Origin of the sequence: Mycobacterium sp. 5-140-3-2 (assembly GCF_035666375.1) — a bacterium.
Lineage (GTDB): Bacteria > Actinomycetota > Actinomycetes > Mycobacteriales > Mycobacteriaceae > Mycobacterium > Mycobacterium intracellulare.
In genome coordinates, this window is record NZ_CP142025.1 from 2,225,664 (window position 1) to 2,240,546 (window position 14,883).

The following is a 14,883-nucleotide window of genomic DNA, read 5'->3' on the forward strand; positions in this document are numbered from 1 at the left end:
GCCAACTAGTACACATCACATTTTGCGTTGTGTTAGAACATCTATGGTGAAAAGTGATGCGTAGGCTGCGATTCGATGGTTCCATCCGTGATTACGTTTGAGGAACTGATCAGTCGGGCTTCTGACCAACTCTTGCAACAGCTAGTGGGGCGCGATATCGTCCGCCTGCTTGCGGGCCTGGACGCGAAGCTGGCTCGACCTGAACGCCTGAGTGAGATAACCGTGGGTTTGCGGTCGCCGGCCAGCATGCTTCTGGACGCGCAGCTACGCAGTGAGCTCTTGCTGTTGTTACCTCCGTCTGACGCCGAAATGTTGGCACGACGCCTCGGGCTTTCGGGTGAACCGTACGACGTTCTCTGCTCGATGAGTGTACGGCGTGGTTCTGCACGCGCGACTGACTTGCTCGATTTCTTCGCCCTGACCGACGATTCCGAGCAGCGAGCTTTGCTCCCAGCGCACGAAGCCATTAATCCAATTTACGCCCTTTTCGCGCATCAGCGCTTGGCGGCACGAAGAGTATTAGCGCGGCTGATGCATGAACCGCACCGGGTCATGTTGCACATGCCGACTGGATCCGGAAAGACACGGACTGCGATGTCCGTGATTTCAGACGTGCTTAATCAAGAAGAGCCCACACTAGTAGTGTGGCTCGCGCATTCCGAAGAGCTCTGTGAACAAGCTGTCGAGGAATTTCAGAAAGCATGGGCTTCACGTGGAGTTCGCCCCGTGGAAGTTCAACGTTGGTGGGGTCCACACTCTCTCAAACTTCCCATCCTTGAGGACGGGATCATCGTGGCAGGCCTCGCCAAGGTCTATGCCTCCGTTCGCGCGTCACTCACGGAAATTGGGACTCTCGCCGGGCGCGTCGGCCTTGTCGTCATGGACGAAGCGCATCAGGCAATCGCGCCGACGTACGAGTTGATTCTCGATGTGCTGACGGAGTCCGGAACGCAGACACCATTGCTTGGTCTCACGGCAACACCAGGCAGAAGCTGGAACGACGTCGATGAGGACGAACGTCTAGCGAAGTTTTTCTACGAGTCTAAAGTGTCGCTGGAGGTAGAGGGATACGACAACCCGGTGCGCTTCTTGATCGACGAGGGCTATCTGGCAGATACAAAGTTTGTTCAGCTTCAATACAGCGCCGGATCAGAGCTTTCATTACAGGAGCTACGGGAAATCGAGGATTCCCTTGACATTCCGCCCCGAGTGATCGGTGCCCTTGCCGCAGACGAACAGCGAAATCTGTTGATTCTGAGCGTGACCGAGTCAATGTGTGGTCGGCACAATCGAATCATTGTGTTCGCTGCTACCAAGGATCACGCACTGGTGCTTGCGACGGTGCTGCGCGCGCGTGGGTACTGGTCGTATGCGGTCACCGGTGAAACGCCGACCCACGAGCGCGCTCGAATCATTTCGACGTTCAGGGATGCAAGTGACGAGCCCCGGGTGATAGTCAACTACGGGGTATTGACCACGGGCTTTGATGCCCCGCAAACCAGCGCCGCTGTTATCGCAAGGCCGACGAAAAGCCTTGTGCTCTTTAGTCAGATGGTAGGAAGGGCAACTCGAGGCGAGAAGGCCGGTGGCAACAAGCGGGCCGAAGTCGCGACCGTTGTTGACACGCGCTTGCCGGGCTTTTGCAACATGGCTGAAGCGTTTGATAACTGGGAGGATGTATGGTGACCGAGACCTCTGCGGAGTTCGACATTGTTCCAACGGCGCTGGCTGTAAAAGCGATGCGCGACAACGGATACAAGAACGCCGCATACGCAATCGCCGAATTAATGGACAACTCAATCCAGGCAGGTGCAAAGACTGTTCAACTCTTATGCGCCGATCGCGAATCGCAAGTTGAGCAAAGGACTCGGAAGCGTCTACACGAAGTAGCCGTGCTCGACAATGGATCGGGTATGGACGCAAAGACTCTCCAGATCGCGCTCCAATTCGGCAACGGAACCCACCTTGATCGCGGACAACAAGACGGTATGGGACGTTTTGGAATGGGACTACCTAGTGCCTCGATCTCACAATGCCAGCGAGTCGACGTATGGAGTTGGACCGATGGCGTGGATGAGGCACTGCACAGTTACATCGATCTGCCTGAAATCAATGCCGGTCGAATGCGCGTTTTGCCGGCTCCTCAGCGCAAAGCAATCCCCGAGGTATGGCGGACGGCAGCTGGCGAAGGCGCGTTCGGAAAGTCCGGCACGCTCGTTGTGTGGAGTGCTGTCGACCGAGTGCTGTGGCGAACCTCGAAAGCCTTGATTGACAACTCCGAAGAGCTGATTGGTCGGATGTACCGGTACTGGATCAATGATGGCCGGGTATCGATCGTTCTCAAGAGCTTCCTCTATGACGATGCGAAACGCCTTTTGCTTGAGCGCTTCGCCAAGCCCAACGATCCGCTCTACCTGATGGCCAATACAAGTTGTCCGGCGCCTTTCGACACCAAGCCCATGTTTAGGCCGTTCCCGTCGGAAGAAGGCAATGTGGTTGAACAGGTGGTTCGCTTCCATGGCGAAGACCATGTTGTGAGCATCAAATTCTCGATAGCGTCCGAGGAAGCTCGAGATAGTGCAGGGGGCCAAGCGACGGGCAGCCTCCCCTTCGGACAGCATGCCGGGCGAAATGTAGGTGTCTCGGTTGTTCGGGCGGGAAGGGAGCTTGAACTAGATCCTGGCTGGACGACAACCTACGAACCCCGCGAGCGATGGTGGGGCGTAGAGGTCTCGTTTGAACCTGGCCTTGATGAGTTGTTCGGCGTCTCGAACAACAAACAGTCTGCCCGCAACTTCGCGGAGGCCGCCAAAATTGATGCGAGCGCAATCATTAAAGAGCATGCCGGGTCGATCTCTGCTGCCCGAGCCGCGCTCAGAGACGAAGAAGATCCGCTCGAGCCATTGCTTGAAATCGTGCACCGCGTTCAGACGAACATCAAGCAAATGCGCAGCATGATCCAGACCCAAGCCGAAGGCAGGCGGCGGCGTACGCGGCACGCCGAAGAAAGTGTTGAAGAGCAGGCGACGGATGCAGTTCGCAGACGCCAACAGGACGGTCACCGAGGACGCAGTGACGAAGACGAGAGTAAGCCGGCCGACGAGCGGAAAGCTGATGTAGCCGATCAGCTTGAGCATCTAGGGCATTCGCGTGAGTCTGCGGAAATCCTGGCAGCGGAGACAATTGACAAAGGGCTGAAATATCGGGTTGAAGTTGCTCCGCTCGAAGGAGGGGCATTCTTCTCAGTGCAGCCTCGAGGCGGAATCTTGCTGGTCACTTTGAATACAGACCATCCCGCCTATGGCCTGCTGCTAGGTGCACGCGATCCTAAAGACCTCCCCGAGGACCCCGACAAACTCAGGCAGCAGCTCTTGTCGGCGCAAGCTGGTTTGGAGATGATGTTGTTTGCTTGGGCCCGCTATGAGGATGAGCAGACTAACGAAGCGCGCCGGCTGACGCAAAATATCAGACATGATTGGGGACGCATGGCAGAAGCATTCTTGACGAGTCGCTTATAGGACAACGGCATGGTGACGACACGAGACGACATCATTAAAGTCTTGAGCCAGGCTGCGGCGCCGCTATCGGTGACGGAGATAGCAACCGCGTTGGGCCGGGACGTCGGCGAGTGTGACGCCATACTGTGGCAGGAACCCCATGAATTCGTCTGGCAACCGGGCCATAAATGGATGCTCGCAAGCGTCAAATCGCACTCGCCCCCTACTGCTGCGCCAGTAGATTTACCGGATGCGCGGACCGCACATATTACGTCATCCCCTGCCCCCCGTCAGCTGAGGGCGTTAACCTTGTCGAGCGGTGTTGTTATCGCAGTCAACCGCCGGCCCCTTGACTCGGATGCTTTCTTTACTATTCGCTCGGCAGGCAACACGATAACTGTCACGCTGAATTCGACCCATGAGCTCTTTACGAGCATGCCAACACCTTTTGAAGAAAATAAGGACTCCTCGCCGTACAAGAAGCTCTGCGAAGTGCTGCTGAGCGCGTGGGCGCTTTACGAAGATGCTCTTCCTGGCGGATCGATCAAGAGGGCTACGGAAGATGCGCGACTTCTTTGGGGACGGCGAGTCATCGAGATGCTTCGAGAATCGGGCAATGACTGAACCCGGAGGGGATCTGATCGAACTTGCCGCCTCTTCGCGGCGCGAATTCGTAATGTGCGCCCCGTTCGCCAAGAGGGCTGTGGTTGAGCGCGTGATGTCGGTCGTTCCAGGTCATGTTGAGGTCGCCCTGTATACGAGATGGAGGCCCGAGGAGGTCGCAGCTGGCGTCTCAGACACGCAAGTGCTACAAGTGCTTAACGCTCGTGGAGGTAGTGTTTACCTCCACAATCGCCTGCACGCAAAGTTCTATCGAAATGAAAGCGACGTACTTCTAGGCTCGGCCAATCTCACAGCCGCCGCGATGGGTTGGTCACAGAACCCGAATCTCGAGCTTTTGGTTCTATCTAGCCGCGACAGGGTCACAGGGCTTGAACAGTGCTTATCGGAAGAAAGCACCTTGGCGACCGAAGAATTGGCACATGAGGTCGATGAGATCGCAAGCTTCCTGCCAGGTCCGACTTTGGAACCTGCCGAGATGCAACCGTCTGCCAGGCAGCATGGTCTGTGGGTTCCCCAGCTGCGTATGCCCTCGGATCTTTATTTGGCTTACTGCAATGGCCCTGGCTCCTTGACCTCACGATCAGCAACTGCGGCCGCAGTAGACCTGGCTGTCCTCGATCTACCGGTTGGTTTGGACAAGCGGCAGTTCGAGTTGCTGGTCGGTCATAGGCTGGGTTGCCAGCCGATTTTCCGAGACCTTGATCAGCACTTGGAGCAGCCGCGAAGATTCGGTGAGGTCCGCCAAAAGGTAAGTCAGTTAACTGGATTCGATCATGATCAAGCCGTGGATGCGTGGCAGACATTAATGCGTTGGATGCTGGAGTTTTTGCCGAACAGGTACACACATGATGTGAAGAGGCATTCCGAGATGCTTAGTCGAGCAACGACGACAACGGAGTCGAGTCGATGACTCGGCAGCAAGTGTTGCGCCAGATTACGGCAATCTTGGAAGCAAACTCCCTTAGTTGGAGCGAAACCCCAAGTGGGGGCATATACCTGAGATTTTCGAGTGCCGGTGTTGCGATCGACCTGAAGGAGTGGGGTAGCCAGACGCTGGTCGCGATCAGCTCACACGTTCTCGTGAATGTCGATGGGAAGACGAAGCAAATACTGAAGGAATTGAACGCTTTGAATGTGGCGTCAAACTTCGGCCGTTGGGTGTACTACGAAGGGCCGAAAGCGGTTTCAATCGAGTATGATCTTCTTGGCGACCATCTTCAGGAAGATGAGCTGATGACTGCGCTCGCAGCCCTGGCCCGTCGCGCCGACTACCATGACGATCTGCTTCAGAAGAAGCTTGGCGGCGTCAGAGCCTTCGAAGTTTAGTGGCGACCGGTTTTGATGTGAGTCCATCCCCGCCCCTTAAAGATGCGTCCATAGTCGACGGAGGCGAGGCGTCGCAATGAATGGTTGGGACAGCGCTAGGGAACGCACGGCAATCGGTCGAGGCGACCTCTCGATGCCAGTGAGGCAAGCTCTTCTCGACGAGGTGGTTAGGCCGGGCTTGTCAGTTCTCGACTACGGATGCGGTCGCGGTCAAGACACAGCACGGCTTCGCAAGATAGGTGTAACTGCAGACGGGTGGGATCCATACTTTGCTCCGGATGTCCCGCTGGCTGAACGAGACGTCGTGTTACTGACATACGTCTTGAACGTCATTGAAGACTCCGAGGAGCGTCGGGACGTCATCAGTAAGGCATGGCAACTCGCAACTAGAGTGATGGTTGTTTCTTGCCGACTGACTTGGGAGCTTAGTTCGGTTAAGGGAGATGAGTCTGGCGATGGGATCGTTAGCAGCCGCAACACTTTCCAGCGGTTCTTCACCCCAAGCGAGATCCGAAAAATCGTCGAAGAGATCACCGGGCGACGTTGTGTCTCACCGGTGCCGGGGGTTGTGTATGCCTTTCGCCAGGACGAGGATCGCTTTGCATATCTGGCCCGAGGAGCGATCACAGAGTTCGAGTGGGCAGCCAGCGAAGACTATGTGTCTGCGGTTGCCGAGGTGATTTCGTTTGCCGAGAAGCGTGGCCGTCCACCACTTTTCGAGGAGATCCCCGATCATCTTTTACCGCTGCTAGGAAGAATCTCTCGCCGTTCTCTGCTGGACGTGATTAATAAAGGTGCTTCAGCCGATCGCGTCGCCGAGGGCTTGCGACGCTCGACGCTCGACACGCTGTTGTACTTGGGGACATCAATTTTCAATGGTCGGGCGTCGTTGGGAGCTCTCCCGCTCGGCATCCAGGCGGACATCAAGCACTGCTTCAAGAGCTATCGCGAGGCGTGTGCTCGAGCGGATCGTTTGTTGGCGAAGATTCGCGATGATAGCTATATCCGCGGGGCCATGCAGAACTCGCCGGGCAAGATGACCGCGACGGCCCTCTACGTTCACAGGAGAGCCCTTGAGAAAGTCCCGGTGGTTCTGCGGCTCTACGAATATTGTGGCTTTGTTGCTGCAGGTCGGCCCGACGGATGGAACATTCTGAAGTTAGATCATCGTGGACGGCGCGTTTCGTGGTCTTCCTACCCCGAGTTCGATACCGATCCTCACCCCACATTGGAGTGGACTTACGGCGTCGAGATGGCCAGCCTCGAGTCAAGCTTTCAAACGTATGGGCAACGCCTCAATAGGCCGCTCCTGCATCGGAAAGAAGAGTTTCTCGCCCCCGACGACCCGGTGGTACCCATGTACCGCCGCTTGACCGCTGCAGAAGTGCGCGCGGGGTTGTACCAAAACCCAACCTCGATCGGTCTCGAGAACGGCTGGAATGCCGAACTTGAGCGCTGCGGCGTAACCCTGCGTGGGCACCGAGTTGTCAAGCGGGGCACCAACGTCGATTGACGTTCCCGAAAATCGGCGGGGACGTTGGCGTTGCTCGTTTCAGTCACAGTGTCGTACCCATTAGTTAGCATGTTCGCCATGTCGCGTCGCACTTCGAGAAAGCAACTTGGAAGCGGTAGCCATGCAGGACCCACCGCGAAAGTTGAGCCACCTGACCTAACGCTCAAAGATCTTGAGCCCCTTTACGCCCACGTCCTCCGGCTTCGGGAGAGTCACCCTCGACGTTGTTCACCGGAAGAGAAGAAGTTCCGCAAGCATCTCGGAAAATACATCGGTTACTTGGAGCAGCAGCACTTAAGCACACGCGGCAGAGGTCGACCGTCTCAAGAACTCCGCCAAGCACGAAACATGTTGTATCGGCTGATAGGCATCGAAGGAATGCATAGGCCGTCCAAGGGAAACAAGAAACTGCTGAAAGATTGGGACGAAACACGTGATTACGGTAAGCTAGCAGCTCGAAAAGCCCTGCCAAATGGAGGCGTTCGCATCGTTCGTGGGGGTGCCCCAGGATTAGGTAGACGTGCTTGACCCAAATGGGTCATCAAACTGATCTAAATCTTTAAGATCTAAATCTTTAGGCTGGCGGTGCCGGATATACGACCTACCGCCCCTTCGTGGCTCACAACGACGTAGATGGGACGGCCCGTCGGTTGAATGCGGTTACTCAGCGGATGTAGTCGGTGTCCTAAAGAAGGCGCAGACGCACTCGCCCCACTGTCGCCTCGTACTCCGACGAGCAAAACGACAAGTCCCGACCACCACTGCCGCCTGCCGAAACTCCCAAAACCCCTTACTGAGTGCTCAGCCGAACGGGTACGACATGGCTTTATTTCAGGCCGTGCTATGCCGAGGTTCCGGTCGCCACAGTGCTGCGGTTAATCCCACTGCCACAGGTAGTCTAGGTGGCGCACACCTAGCGAACCATCCTTCTTGACCTGACGGCCCCATAGCCGCAGCTCAGTGATCCGGCGATCGTTCAACTGTGCAGTGAAATACTCGGGTCGGAAATATTCCGTTCCTACGTATTCCGGCATGCCGTTGCGTGCCCCACGGCATGCCATGTCCGGCACACTCCCTGCGGGGATGTCGAACCATACGTCCCGTGCCCGGAAATCATCATCCATCTACCAGTTCCCTTCGGCCTGAACTTCTTCCAGTAAAACTAGCGGGCGAACACCGTGACGATTAAGCCGCCGCGGCGTTCGCCCCTGTTCCAGGACGAGTCCCGCTTCGGCGACAGCATTCGTTTCTAAAGGTCTACTCAGGCAGTCGTGGACACCTCGCGTACTAGCTCGTTGGAGGTCGCCCGCTATCCATACAGCCTCACCCTGGGCCGTTTGCGTGGAGATTCGCGGCTGCTTGCCCTGACCCCGCTGGAGAACTTCTGTTGTTTGGGTGGTCGGGGAGGCCGCTTCTGAGACGGTTTTTTGGCCGGGCGACCATCCTTGGCGCGCAGATTTCGGATTTCGCGTCGCTGGTTTTCGGAGTGCGTCCATAGCTTCTGGTACGTATTCCATAAATCTTCGTATTCGGCCCATAGGTTTTCGTACTCGATACGAAGAGCTTCGTAGTCGTCGGGCCACGTCTGCAGTTCTTCAGCAATCTCTCGCCACTGTACGACTTCGGCTCGGGGAGAAAGGGCTTGGCAGGCGCGGCACACCGCTCGGGGTCGACCCCTTTCCTCGATTACAAGCGGATCCTGGTAACCGTGACCGCAGAGCGCGTGGTCTGTACGGTCCTTTAGGTAGTCCCAAATGTGGGCAACGGGTCCCTTGTCTTTGACATAGACGAGGTCAATCTCCATGCCGGCACTATATGGACATCAAGTTTAGGCTGTCAGCGGTTTCGAATCACGAGAAGGCGCGCCAGCACCGATCGCTAGAACGCCGAAGGGGCAAGGGCGCGAAGCTCCGAGGGTGACCGGGCTCGCTATACACGCGCTCACGCGGAGGGTGGCGGGGCGCCTCGATCCGTTGCTGAATAGGCTTTCGGCGGCCCGATGAATGCATACTGCTTGTTATGGGGTCGGCTGCTGACTACGTATGCGAGTCGTGTGGGTATCGCGCCTCACGCGTGACGCGCGACTTCGATTATGGTTTCTCCGCCGATGTCGTCACTCCTGTTGTCTGCCATGAGCACGGCATCGTGACCGCTCGTACGGGACTCAATGCCTGGGACGACGGCTGGGAATCTCAGAAAAGGGGCGAATACCCCTGTCCAAAGTGCGACTGCCTCGCGCCCACGTGGGACGGGTCCTCCTGCCCAGACTGCGGCCAGACAGCTATGCGGATGGATCATCACGGCCCGCAAGTCCTTTGGGATTGATTGCATTCCGAAACGTGTGATCGGCGTAGCATCGGCCCGATCGGTCGCGGAATGCTGGTGTCGCGCAGCGATCACCGATCCGTCGCGCAGATGGGGCGCGCTCTCTGAGCGCGGCACCACATCGACGTATTGTTCGCCCAACGCCGACATGGCTGCGCACCGTGGCGTGCACGTCGGCGGGGATCTTGGGCGAGGTGCCAATCGCCAGTGTGGATTTTGCGCCGATGGTGGCTGGCCCGACGTGGTCACGTTGCCGATCTGCACGCCCCGATAGGTGACATTGCTGAACCCGCCTGCGTCGGGCAGCTCCAAGGTGTGACGGTGGCGTCCCTCGGGCTGGACGAAGTGACCTGACTACGGCGGGCGCCATGGACGAAGGTGAACGCGCGAAAGCAGCGCATGCGCTATCGGGGGCGTGTCATTCCATCTGTGTAAGTCCGGGGTGGTCCAAGATCGGACCGCCGTTGGGGCGGACAGAAGGAGTGTTTTGTGACGAAGACCACGCAGTCGTCGGCTGAGGAGAAGTCGGCGGCGCGGCGGCTGGCCGAGACGTTTTCGGCGGAGACGCTGGATTCGCTGATCAAGGATGCGGTGAAGTCGGGCACTCCGATCGACGGCGCGGACGGTTTGCTCAATGAGTTGACTAAGGCGGTGCTGGAGCGCTCGCTGCAGACCGAGATGACTCATCATCTGGGCTATGAGTCCGGGGATCTGGCCGGGCGCGGGTCGGGCAATTCGCGCAACGGGTTCAGCTCGAAGACGGTGTCCACGGTCAACGGTCCAGTGGATATCTCCGTGCCGCGCGACCGCAACGGATCGTTCGAGCCGGCGATCGTGCCCAAGAAGACCCGCCGACTCAATAACATCAATTCCGTTGTGTTGTCGCTGTATTCGCGCGGGATGACCACCCGCGACATTGAAGCCCATCTGCAGGAGGTGTACGGGGCTGCCGTGTCGCGCGAGCTGATCTCTAATGTCACCGACGTCGTGGTCGATGAGATCAAGGCCTGGCAGTCCCGCCCGCTCGATGAGGTCTATCCCATCCTCTACATCGACGGGCTGCGGTTGCGCATCAAGGACAACGGGGTGGTCACGACCAAGGTGGCCTATCTGGCCATCGGGGTGGATCTGGAGGGCCGCAAACACGCCCTGGGGGTCTGGATCCAAGACTCCGAGGGCGCCAAATTCTGGCAGAAAGTCGTCATCGACCTGCGCAACCGCGGGGTGCGCGACATCCTGATCGCCTGCTGCGACGGGCTGACCGGGCTGCCTGATGCGATCCGCTCGACCTTTCCCGACACCGTGGTGCAGACCTGCGTGGTGCACGTCATCCGCAACGCCATGCGCTTCGTGTCCTACAAGGACCGCAAGAAGGTCGCGACCTCGATGCGCGCGATCTATGGCGCGTCGACCACCGAGGCCGCCGAGCTCGCGCTCAAAGAGTTCGACACCGCCTACGGGGCCCAATATCCTGGGGCAATCGACGTTTGGCGCAACGCCTGGCCAGAGTTCGTGCCGTTCCTGGATTATCCGGTGGAGCTGCGCAAGATCGTTTACACCACCAACGCCATCGAGTCGATCAACTTCCAGCTGCGCAAGATCACCAAAAACCGCGGCCATTTCCCCGACAAGGACGCCGCGATGAAGTTGCTGTATCTCGGATTGCGCAACATCTCCAGCGACAGAGGAGGATTCTCGGGCACCGGAACGTACAACTGGACTGTGGCATTGAACACACTCGCCAGACTGTTCCCGGGACGAATTCCGTTGTGTTAGACTACAATTCGTAGTCAAATCACCTCTGACTTACACAAAATTCGTGACAGGCTCGCTATCGGTTCCGCGCACTTCCTGCCACCGGCCGGAACTAAGCTCGAGATACCCCGGCCGAAAGGAAACCGCGTGACCCGAATGCCGCTCGCCAACGCAGACGAGCAACCCGAACACATCAAAGAGCTCCTCGAACGCCCCGGCACCCTCGACGTGCTACGCCTGATCGCCAACGCCCCCAACGTATTCGAAGAGTGGGCGCAGATGGCCGGCCAGCTCTTCGACAGCCCGACGTTCACCCCGCGGATGCGCGAAGTGATCATCCTGAGGGTGGGCCACCTGCAGGAGTCGCCCTACGAGGTCGCCCAGCACGTGGTCTTCGCCCGAAAGGCAGGGCTCACCGACCAAGAGATCGACGCCCTCCAGGACAAGGCGACCCTCGACGACGCCGGGTTCGGCGCCGACGAACGCCTCGTCATCGACACCGTCACCGAGCTGTGCACCACCCGCCGCCTGTCCGACGACTCCTTCACCAAGGCCCACGCCCTGCTCGGCGACGAGGCGCTCACCGAACTGCTGATGATCGTCAGCTGCTACTACGGCCTGGCGTTGGTGCTCAACGCCGTCGACCTCGACATCGACGCCCCCGCATGACCCGCATCCCGTACCGCGAACCCGAGGACATGCCCGAGCTTGCCCGCGAATTGACCGCGCGGCGCGGCAATCTCAACGTCTACCGCGCGCTGGCCAACGCCGAGAAGGTGTTCACCCGCTGGATGGTGGCCGGCGACGCCGCCCTGACCAGCCCGGTGCTGCCGAGAAGGCTGCGCGAACTCATCGTCCTGCGCACCGCCTATCTCATGGACTGCGCCTACGAGCTCGGCCAGCACAGAGACGTCGCGCGAACGGTCGGGATCGACAGCGACACCATCGACGCGCTGACCTCCCAATCCGATTGGCAAACCGGCGATTTCGACCCCACCGAGCTGGCCGTGCTGCACCTGACCACCGACCTGGTCACCACCCGCCGCGTCGCGGCCGAGCTTTTCGCCCAGGTCCACCAAGTCCTCGGCTCGGAGGCCACCATGGAGGCGTTGATGGTCATCAACCGCTACGCGGGCCTGGCCCTGATGCTCAACGCGCTCGATGTGGATCTCGACGAGACCGCCCGGCTTCCCGTGCCGCCGACGCGATGAGGCGACGGTAACCCGCGGTTCCCCCACCGGCCAATCGGCCTTCCCGTAATCTCCACGGTGTGGTGGTGCGCAAGCAGCCGTCGACCCGCCTGTCGGCCGAGGACTGGCTCGAGGTGGGCTACACCGTGCTCGCCGAAGAGGGTGTGCGCGCACTCAAAGTCGAACGCCTCTGCCAACAGGCGGGCGTCACCCGCGGCAGCTTCTACTGGCACTTCGAGGACATCGACCACTACCGGGCCGCGCTCGTCGAATCCTGGAACAAATTCCTCGAACGCGACCGCCAGGCGCTGTCCAAGCTCGACGAGCTGCCACCCCGGGAGCGCCTGTTGGCCCTGACGCGCACGCTGGTCAGCCCCCAGTACTGGATGCTCGAGCGGGCGATGCGCGAATGGGCCCGCCTGGACCCGGTCGCGGCCGAAAACATCCGCGCGGCGGACCGGCTCCTGCTGCGCACCGTGGTGAAGGCCTACTGCGACTACGGGTTCAGCTTCGAGGACGCCAAGCTGCGCGCGGAGTTGACCTTCGCCGCGGGAATCGGACTGCTGCACCTCACCAGCTCGGCCGAGCAGGCCCAATCGCTGTCCCAGCGAGAACGATTCCTGGCCGTGATGCTGGGCGAGGCGAGAACCGCCGGCTCAGATCATGGCGATGGGTGAGATCTTCGCGCCAATCGCCAACGCCCCGGCCAACTCTCGGCTCGTGTCGTAGTCGAACACCACATGCCCCGCGGCGATGTCCACATCACGTTTGGCGCGCTGCAACGGGCTGGACAGGAAATGCGCGCTGGCGCCGGCCGCCTCCAACAGATCAGCGATGATCGCCCGGCACTCGTGCACCGTGCGCGCGGCCGCCAGCCGGGCATCGCCGCGCACCGACCGGCTCACCCGCCCGCCGCTCACCACGATCGCCCTCGATCTCGTCGGCGGTCGCCGCGATCAACGCCCGCAGCGCGCTCAGCCGCACCCGCGCCTCGCCGAGCCGGATCTGCGCGGCGGGCTGATCCTTTTGCGCCACCCCGCTGTATGCCAGCACCCGCCCGCCGAGCCGCTCGGCGAACAGCTCGGTCACCCGTTCGGCCGCCCCGAGCACGGGCATCGACGCCGTCAGCGCCAGCGCGGGCACCATCGGCCACCGGTACGTCGGGACTCCGTGCGCCAGCGCGCCGGGTGCGGTGCCGCCGTAGATGTCGGCCACCGCGACCAACCGATGCTCGGGGACGAACACGTCGTCGACGACCAGATCATGCGAACCGGTGCCGCGCATGCCGGCCGTGTGCCAGGTGTCGACGACCTCGACCCGGTCGGCGGGCAGCACGACGAGCACCGGGTCGATCCCGTCCGCGCGCTCGATCAGCGCGCCGACGATCATCCAATCGGCGTCCATCGCCCCCGTCGCCCACGCCCACCTGCCGGTCACCCGCACCCCGCCGTCGGCCGGGACGCCGCGGCCGGTCGGGGCCAGGGGCGCCGGCGCCAGCACCGGTCCGGACGCGAACACGTCCTCCTGCGCCCGCGGATCGAACAACGACAGCATCCAGTTGTGCAGCGCGTAGAAACCCAGCGTCCAGGCGCTCGAGGCGCAGCCGTGCGCCATCCGCCGAATCGGTTGCAGCAGTTCGGGAAACGAGGCCTGCAGGCCGCCGAACCGCGCCGGCAGCAACAGGCGGAACAGCTCGGTCTGCCGGAAATCGCTCACCGTCGCCGCGGGCAGGCGCCGCAGCCGCTCGGCCTCCTCGGCGCGCTCGGCCAGCCGCGCCACGAATTCGTCGGTGATGCCGTGCAGGGGACGGCTGTCGACCACGGACATGCCGACGACCGTAACATACTTTTTAGTATGTAGCGGCGCCGGTTGTTACCATCGCCCGGTGAGCGATCGCCCGGGCGGGCCGCGATCACGCCGCGACGTCCTGAGCATCGCCGGTGTCCTGCCGGCGATCCTCGGCGCCGCCGCCGTCCTGCCCGCCCCGCGCGCGGCCGCCAGCGTCGCCGGGATGTCGGTCTTCCTCGACCCCGGCCACAACGCCGTCAACGACGCCTCGATCAACCAGCAGGTGCCCAACGGTCGCGGCGGCACCAAGCCGTGCCAGACCTCGGGCGCCGCGGCCGGCGACGGCTATCCCGAGCACGCGTTCACCTGGGCGGTGGTGGGGCTGATCGCCGAGCAGTTGAACCAGATGGGCGTTCGCACCCAGCTTTCGCGCGACGGCGACGGCGGCGTCGGCCCGTGCATCGACCAACGCGCGGCCGCGGCCAACGCCATGCGCCCGGACGCGATCGTGAGCGTCCACGCCGACGGGGGACCGCCGTCGGGCAGCGGATTCCACGTCAACTACTCGAGCCCGCCACTGGGCGATGTTCAGGCCGGGCCCGCCGTGCAGCTGGCCCACGCGATGCGGGATGCCTTGGCCCAGTCGGGGTTACAGCCGGCGAACTACATCGGCTCCGACGGCCTGTACGGCCGCGACGACCTCGCCGGGCTGAACCTGGCCCAATACCCGGCGGTGCTGGTCGAACTCGGCAACATGAAAAACGCGGGCGACGCCGCGCGGATGGAAAGCGCGGACGGCCGGGCGGCCTACGCCGCCGCGGTCACCCGGGGGATCGTCGCCTTCCTCAGCGCCAAGGCCGGCTGA

The 14,883-nt window shown here is 60.8% G+C and carries 12 protein-coding genes and 2 pseudogenes; 11 read left to right on the plus strand and 3 right to left on the minus strand.

Features of this window, described 5'->3' with window-relative positions; genetic code table 11:
- Nucleotides 1–75 precede the first annotated feature (75 nt).
- The 6 genes from P6281_RS10585 (at nucleotide 76) to P6281_RS10610 (ending at nucleotide 6,960) form a co-directional block, all read left to right on the plus strand.
- The gene (locus P6281_RS10585) at nucleotides 76–1,686 is read left to right on the plus strand and encodes a DEAD/DEAH box helicase (protein ID WP_237394608.1); all 1,611 of its coding nucleotides are present in this window, start codon (nucleotides 76–78) and stop codon (nucleotides 1,684–1,686) included.
- Nucleotides 1,680–3,518, plus strand: coding sequence for an ATP-binding protein (locus tag P6281_RS10590; RefSeq protein ID WP_202378688.1), 1,839 nt, complete (start codon nucleotides 1,680–1,682; stop codon nucleotides 3,516–3,518). Before P6281_RS10585 ends, P6281_RS10590 begins: the two co-directional genes overlap by 7 nt.
- A gap of 9 nt (nucleotides 3,519–3,527) precedes the next feature.
- A complete protein-coding gene (locus tag P6281_RS10595) occupies nucleotides 3,528–4,121 on the plus strand; it encodes a hypothetical protein (protein ID WP_202378689.1) in 594 nt (197 codons plus the stop codon).
- Nucleotides 4,114–5,031, plus strand: a complete 918-nt coding sequence (locus P6281_RS10600) for a phospholipase D family protein (protein ID WP_202378690.1) — start codon at nucleotides 4,114–4,116, stop codon at nucleotides 5,029–5,031. Before P6281_RS10595 ends, P6281_RS10600 begins: the two co-directional genes overlap by 8 nt.
- On the plus strand, nucleotides 5,028–5,447 hold the full coding sequence (locus tag P6281_RS10605) for a T3SS (YopN, CesT) and YbjN peptide-binding chaperone 1 (RefSeq protein WP_202378691.1): 420 nt from the start codon (nucleotides 5,028–5,030) through the stop codon (nucleotides 5,445–5,447). Before P6281_RS10600 ends, P6281_RS10605 begins: the two co-directional genes overlap by 4 nt.
- Nucleotides 5,448–5,523: 76 nt before the next feature.
- Entirely contained in the window at nucleotides 5,524–6,960 is a 1,437-nt protein-coding gene (locus P6281_RS10610) for a DNA phosphorothioation-associated putative methyltransferase (protein ID WP_202378692.1), read from the plus strand.
- Between the two features lie 875 nt (nucleotides 6,961–7,835).
- On the opposite strand, the gene P6281_RS10615 is transcribed toward P6281_RS10610, so the two are convergent.
- Both P6281_RS10615 and P6281_RS10620 read right to left on the minus strand, forming a co-directional pair.
- Entirely contained in the window at nucleotides 7,836–8,084 is a 249-nt protein-coding gene (locus P6281_RS10615; protein WP_324738874.1) for a hypothetical protein, read from the minus strand.
- A 1,221-nt stretch (nucleotides 8,085–9,305) separates the two neighbouring features.
- A pseudogene (locus P6281_RS10620) lies at nucleotides 9,306–9,615 on the minus strand (MlaD family protein); the annotation flags it as partial.
- A gap of 210 nt (nucleotides 9,616–9,825) precedes the next feature.
- Here P6281_RS10620 and P6281_RS10625 point away from each other — a divergent pair.
- The 4 genes from P6281_RS10625 (at nucleotide 9,826) to P6281_RS10640 (ending at nucleotide 12,907) form a co-directional block, all read left to right on the plus strand.
- A complete protein-coding gene (locus P6281_RS10625; protein ID WP_046187329.1) occupies nucleotides 9,826–11,061 on the plus strand; it encodes an IS256 family transposase in 1,236 nt (411 codons plus the stop codon).
- A gap of 126 nt (nucleotides 11,062–11,187) precedes the next feature.
- A complete protein-coding gene (locus tag P6281_RS10630) occupies nucleotides 11,188–11,709 on the plus strand; it encodes a carboxymuconolactone decarboxylase family protein (protein WP_231122308.1) in 522 nt (173 codons plus the stop codon).
- A complete protein-coding gene (locus tag P6281_RS10635; protein ID WP_324738875.1) occupies nucleotides 11,706–12,251 on the plus strand; it encodes a carboxymuconolactone decarboxylase family protein in 546 nt (181 codons plus the stop codon). Before P6281_RS10630 ends, P6281_RS10635 begins: the two co-directional genes overlap by 4 nt.
- Nucleotides 12,252–12,364: 113 nt before the next feature.
- Nucleotides 12,365–12,907, plus strand: a complete 543-nt coding sequence (locus P6281_RS10640) for a TetR/AcrR family transcriptional regulator (RefSeq protein WP_179300660.1) — start codon at nucleotides 12,365–12,367, stop codon at nucleotides 12,905–12,907.
- On the opposite strand, the pseudogene P6281_RS10645 reads toward P6281_RS10640, so the two are convergent.
- Nucleotides 12,887–14,057, minus strand: a pseudogene (locus tag P6281_RS10645) (acyl-CoA dehydrogenase). The gene P6281_RS10640 and the pseudogene P6281_RS10645 sit on opposite strands and share 21 nt — an antisense overlap.
- Before the next feature lie 58 nt (nucleotides 14,058–14,115).
- Here P6281_RS10645 and P6281_RS10650 point away from each other — a divergent pair.
- Entirely contained in the window at nucleotides 14,116–14,883 is a 768-nt protein-coding gene (locus P6281_RS10650; RefSeq protein ID WP_201359542.1) for an Rv3717 family N-acetylmuramoyl-L-alanine amidase, read from the plus strand.

Coding starts and splice junctions, on each gene's coding strand:
- P6281_RS10585 (WP_237394608.1), top strand. CDS start 76: ATGGTTCCATCCGTGATTACGTTTGAGGAACTGATCAGTCGGGCTTCT.
- P6281_RS10590 (WP_202378688.1), top strand. CDS start 1,680: ATGGTGACCGAGACCTCTGCGGAGTTCGACATTGTTCCAACGGCGCTG.
- P6281_RS10595 (WP_202378689.1), top strand. CDS start 3,528: ATGGTGACGACACGAGACGACATCATTAAAGTCTTGAGCCAGGCTGCG.
- P6281_RS10600 (WP_202378690.1), top strand. CDS start 4,114: ATGACTGAACCCGGAGGGGATCTGATCGAACTTGCCGCCTCTTCGCGG.
- P6281_RS10605 (WP_202378691.1), top strand. CDS start 5,028: ATGACTCGGCAGCAAGTGTTGCGCCAGATTACGGCAATCTTGGAAGCA.
- P6281_RS10610 (WP_202378692.1), top strand. CDS start 5,524: ATGAATGGTTGGGACAGCGCTAGGGAACGCACGGCAATCGGTCGAGGC.
- P6281_RS10615 (WP_324738874.1), bottom strand. CDS start 8,084: ATGGATGATGATTTCCGGGCACGGGACGTATGGTTCGACATCCCCGCA.
- P6281_RS10635 (WP_324738875.1), top strand. CDS start 11,706: ATGACCCGCATCCCGTACCGCGAACCCGAGGACATGCCCGAGCTTGCC.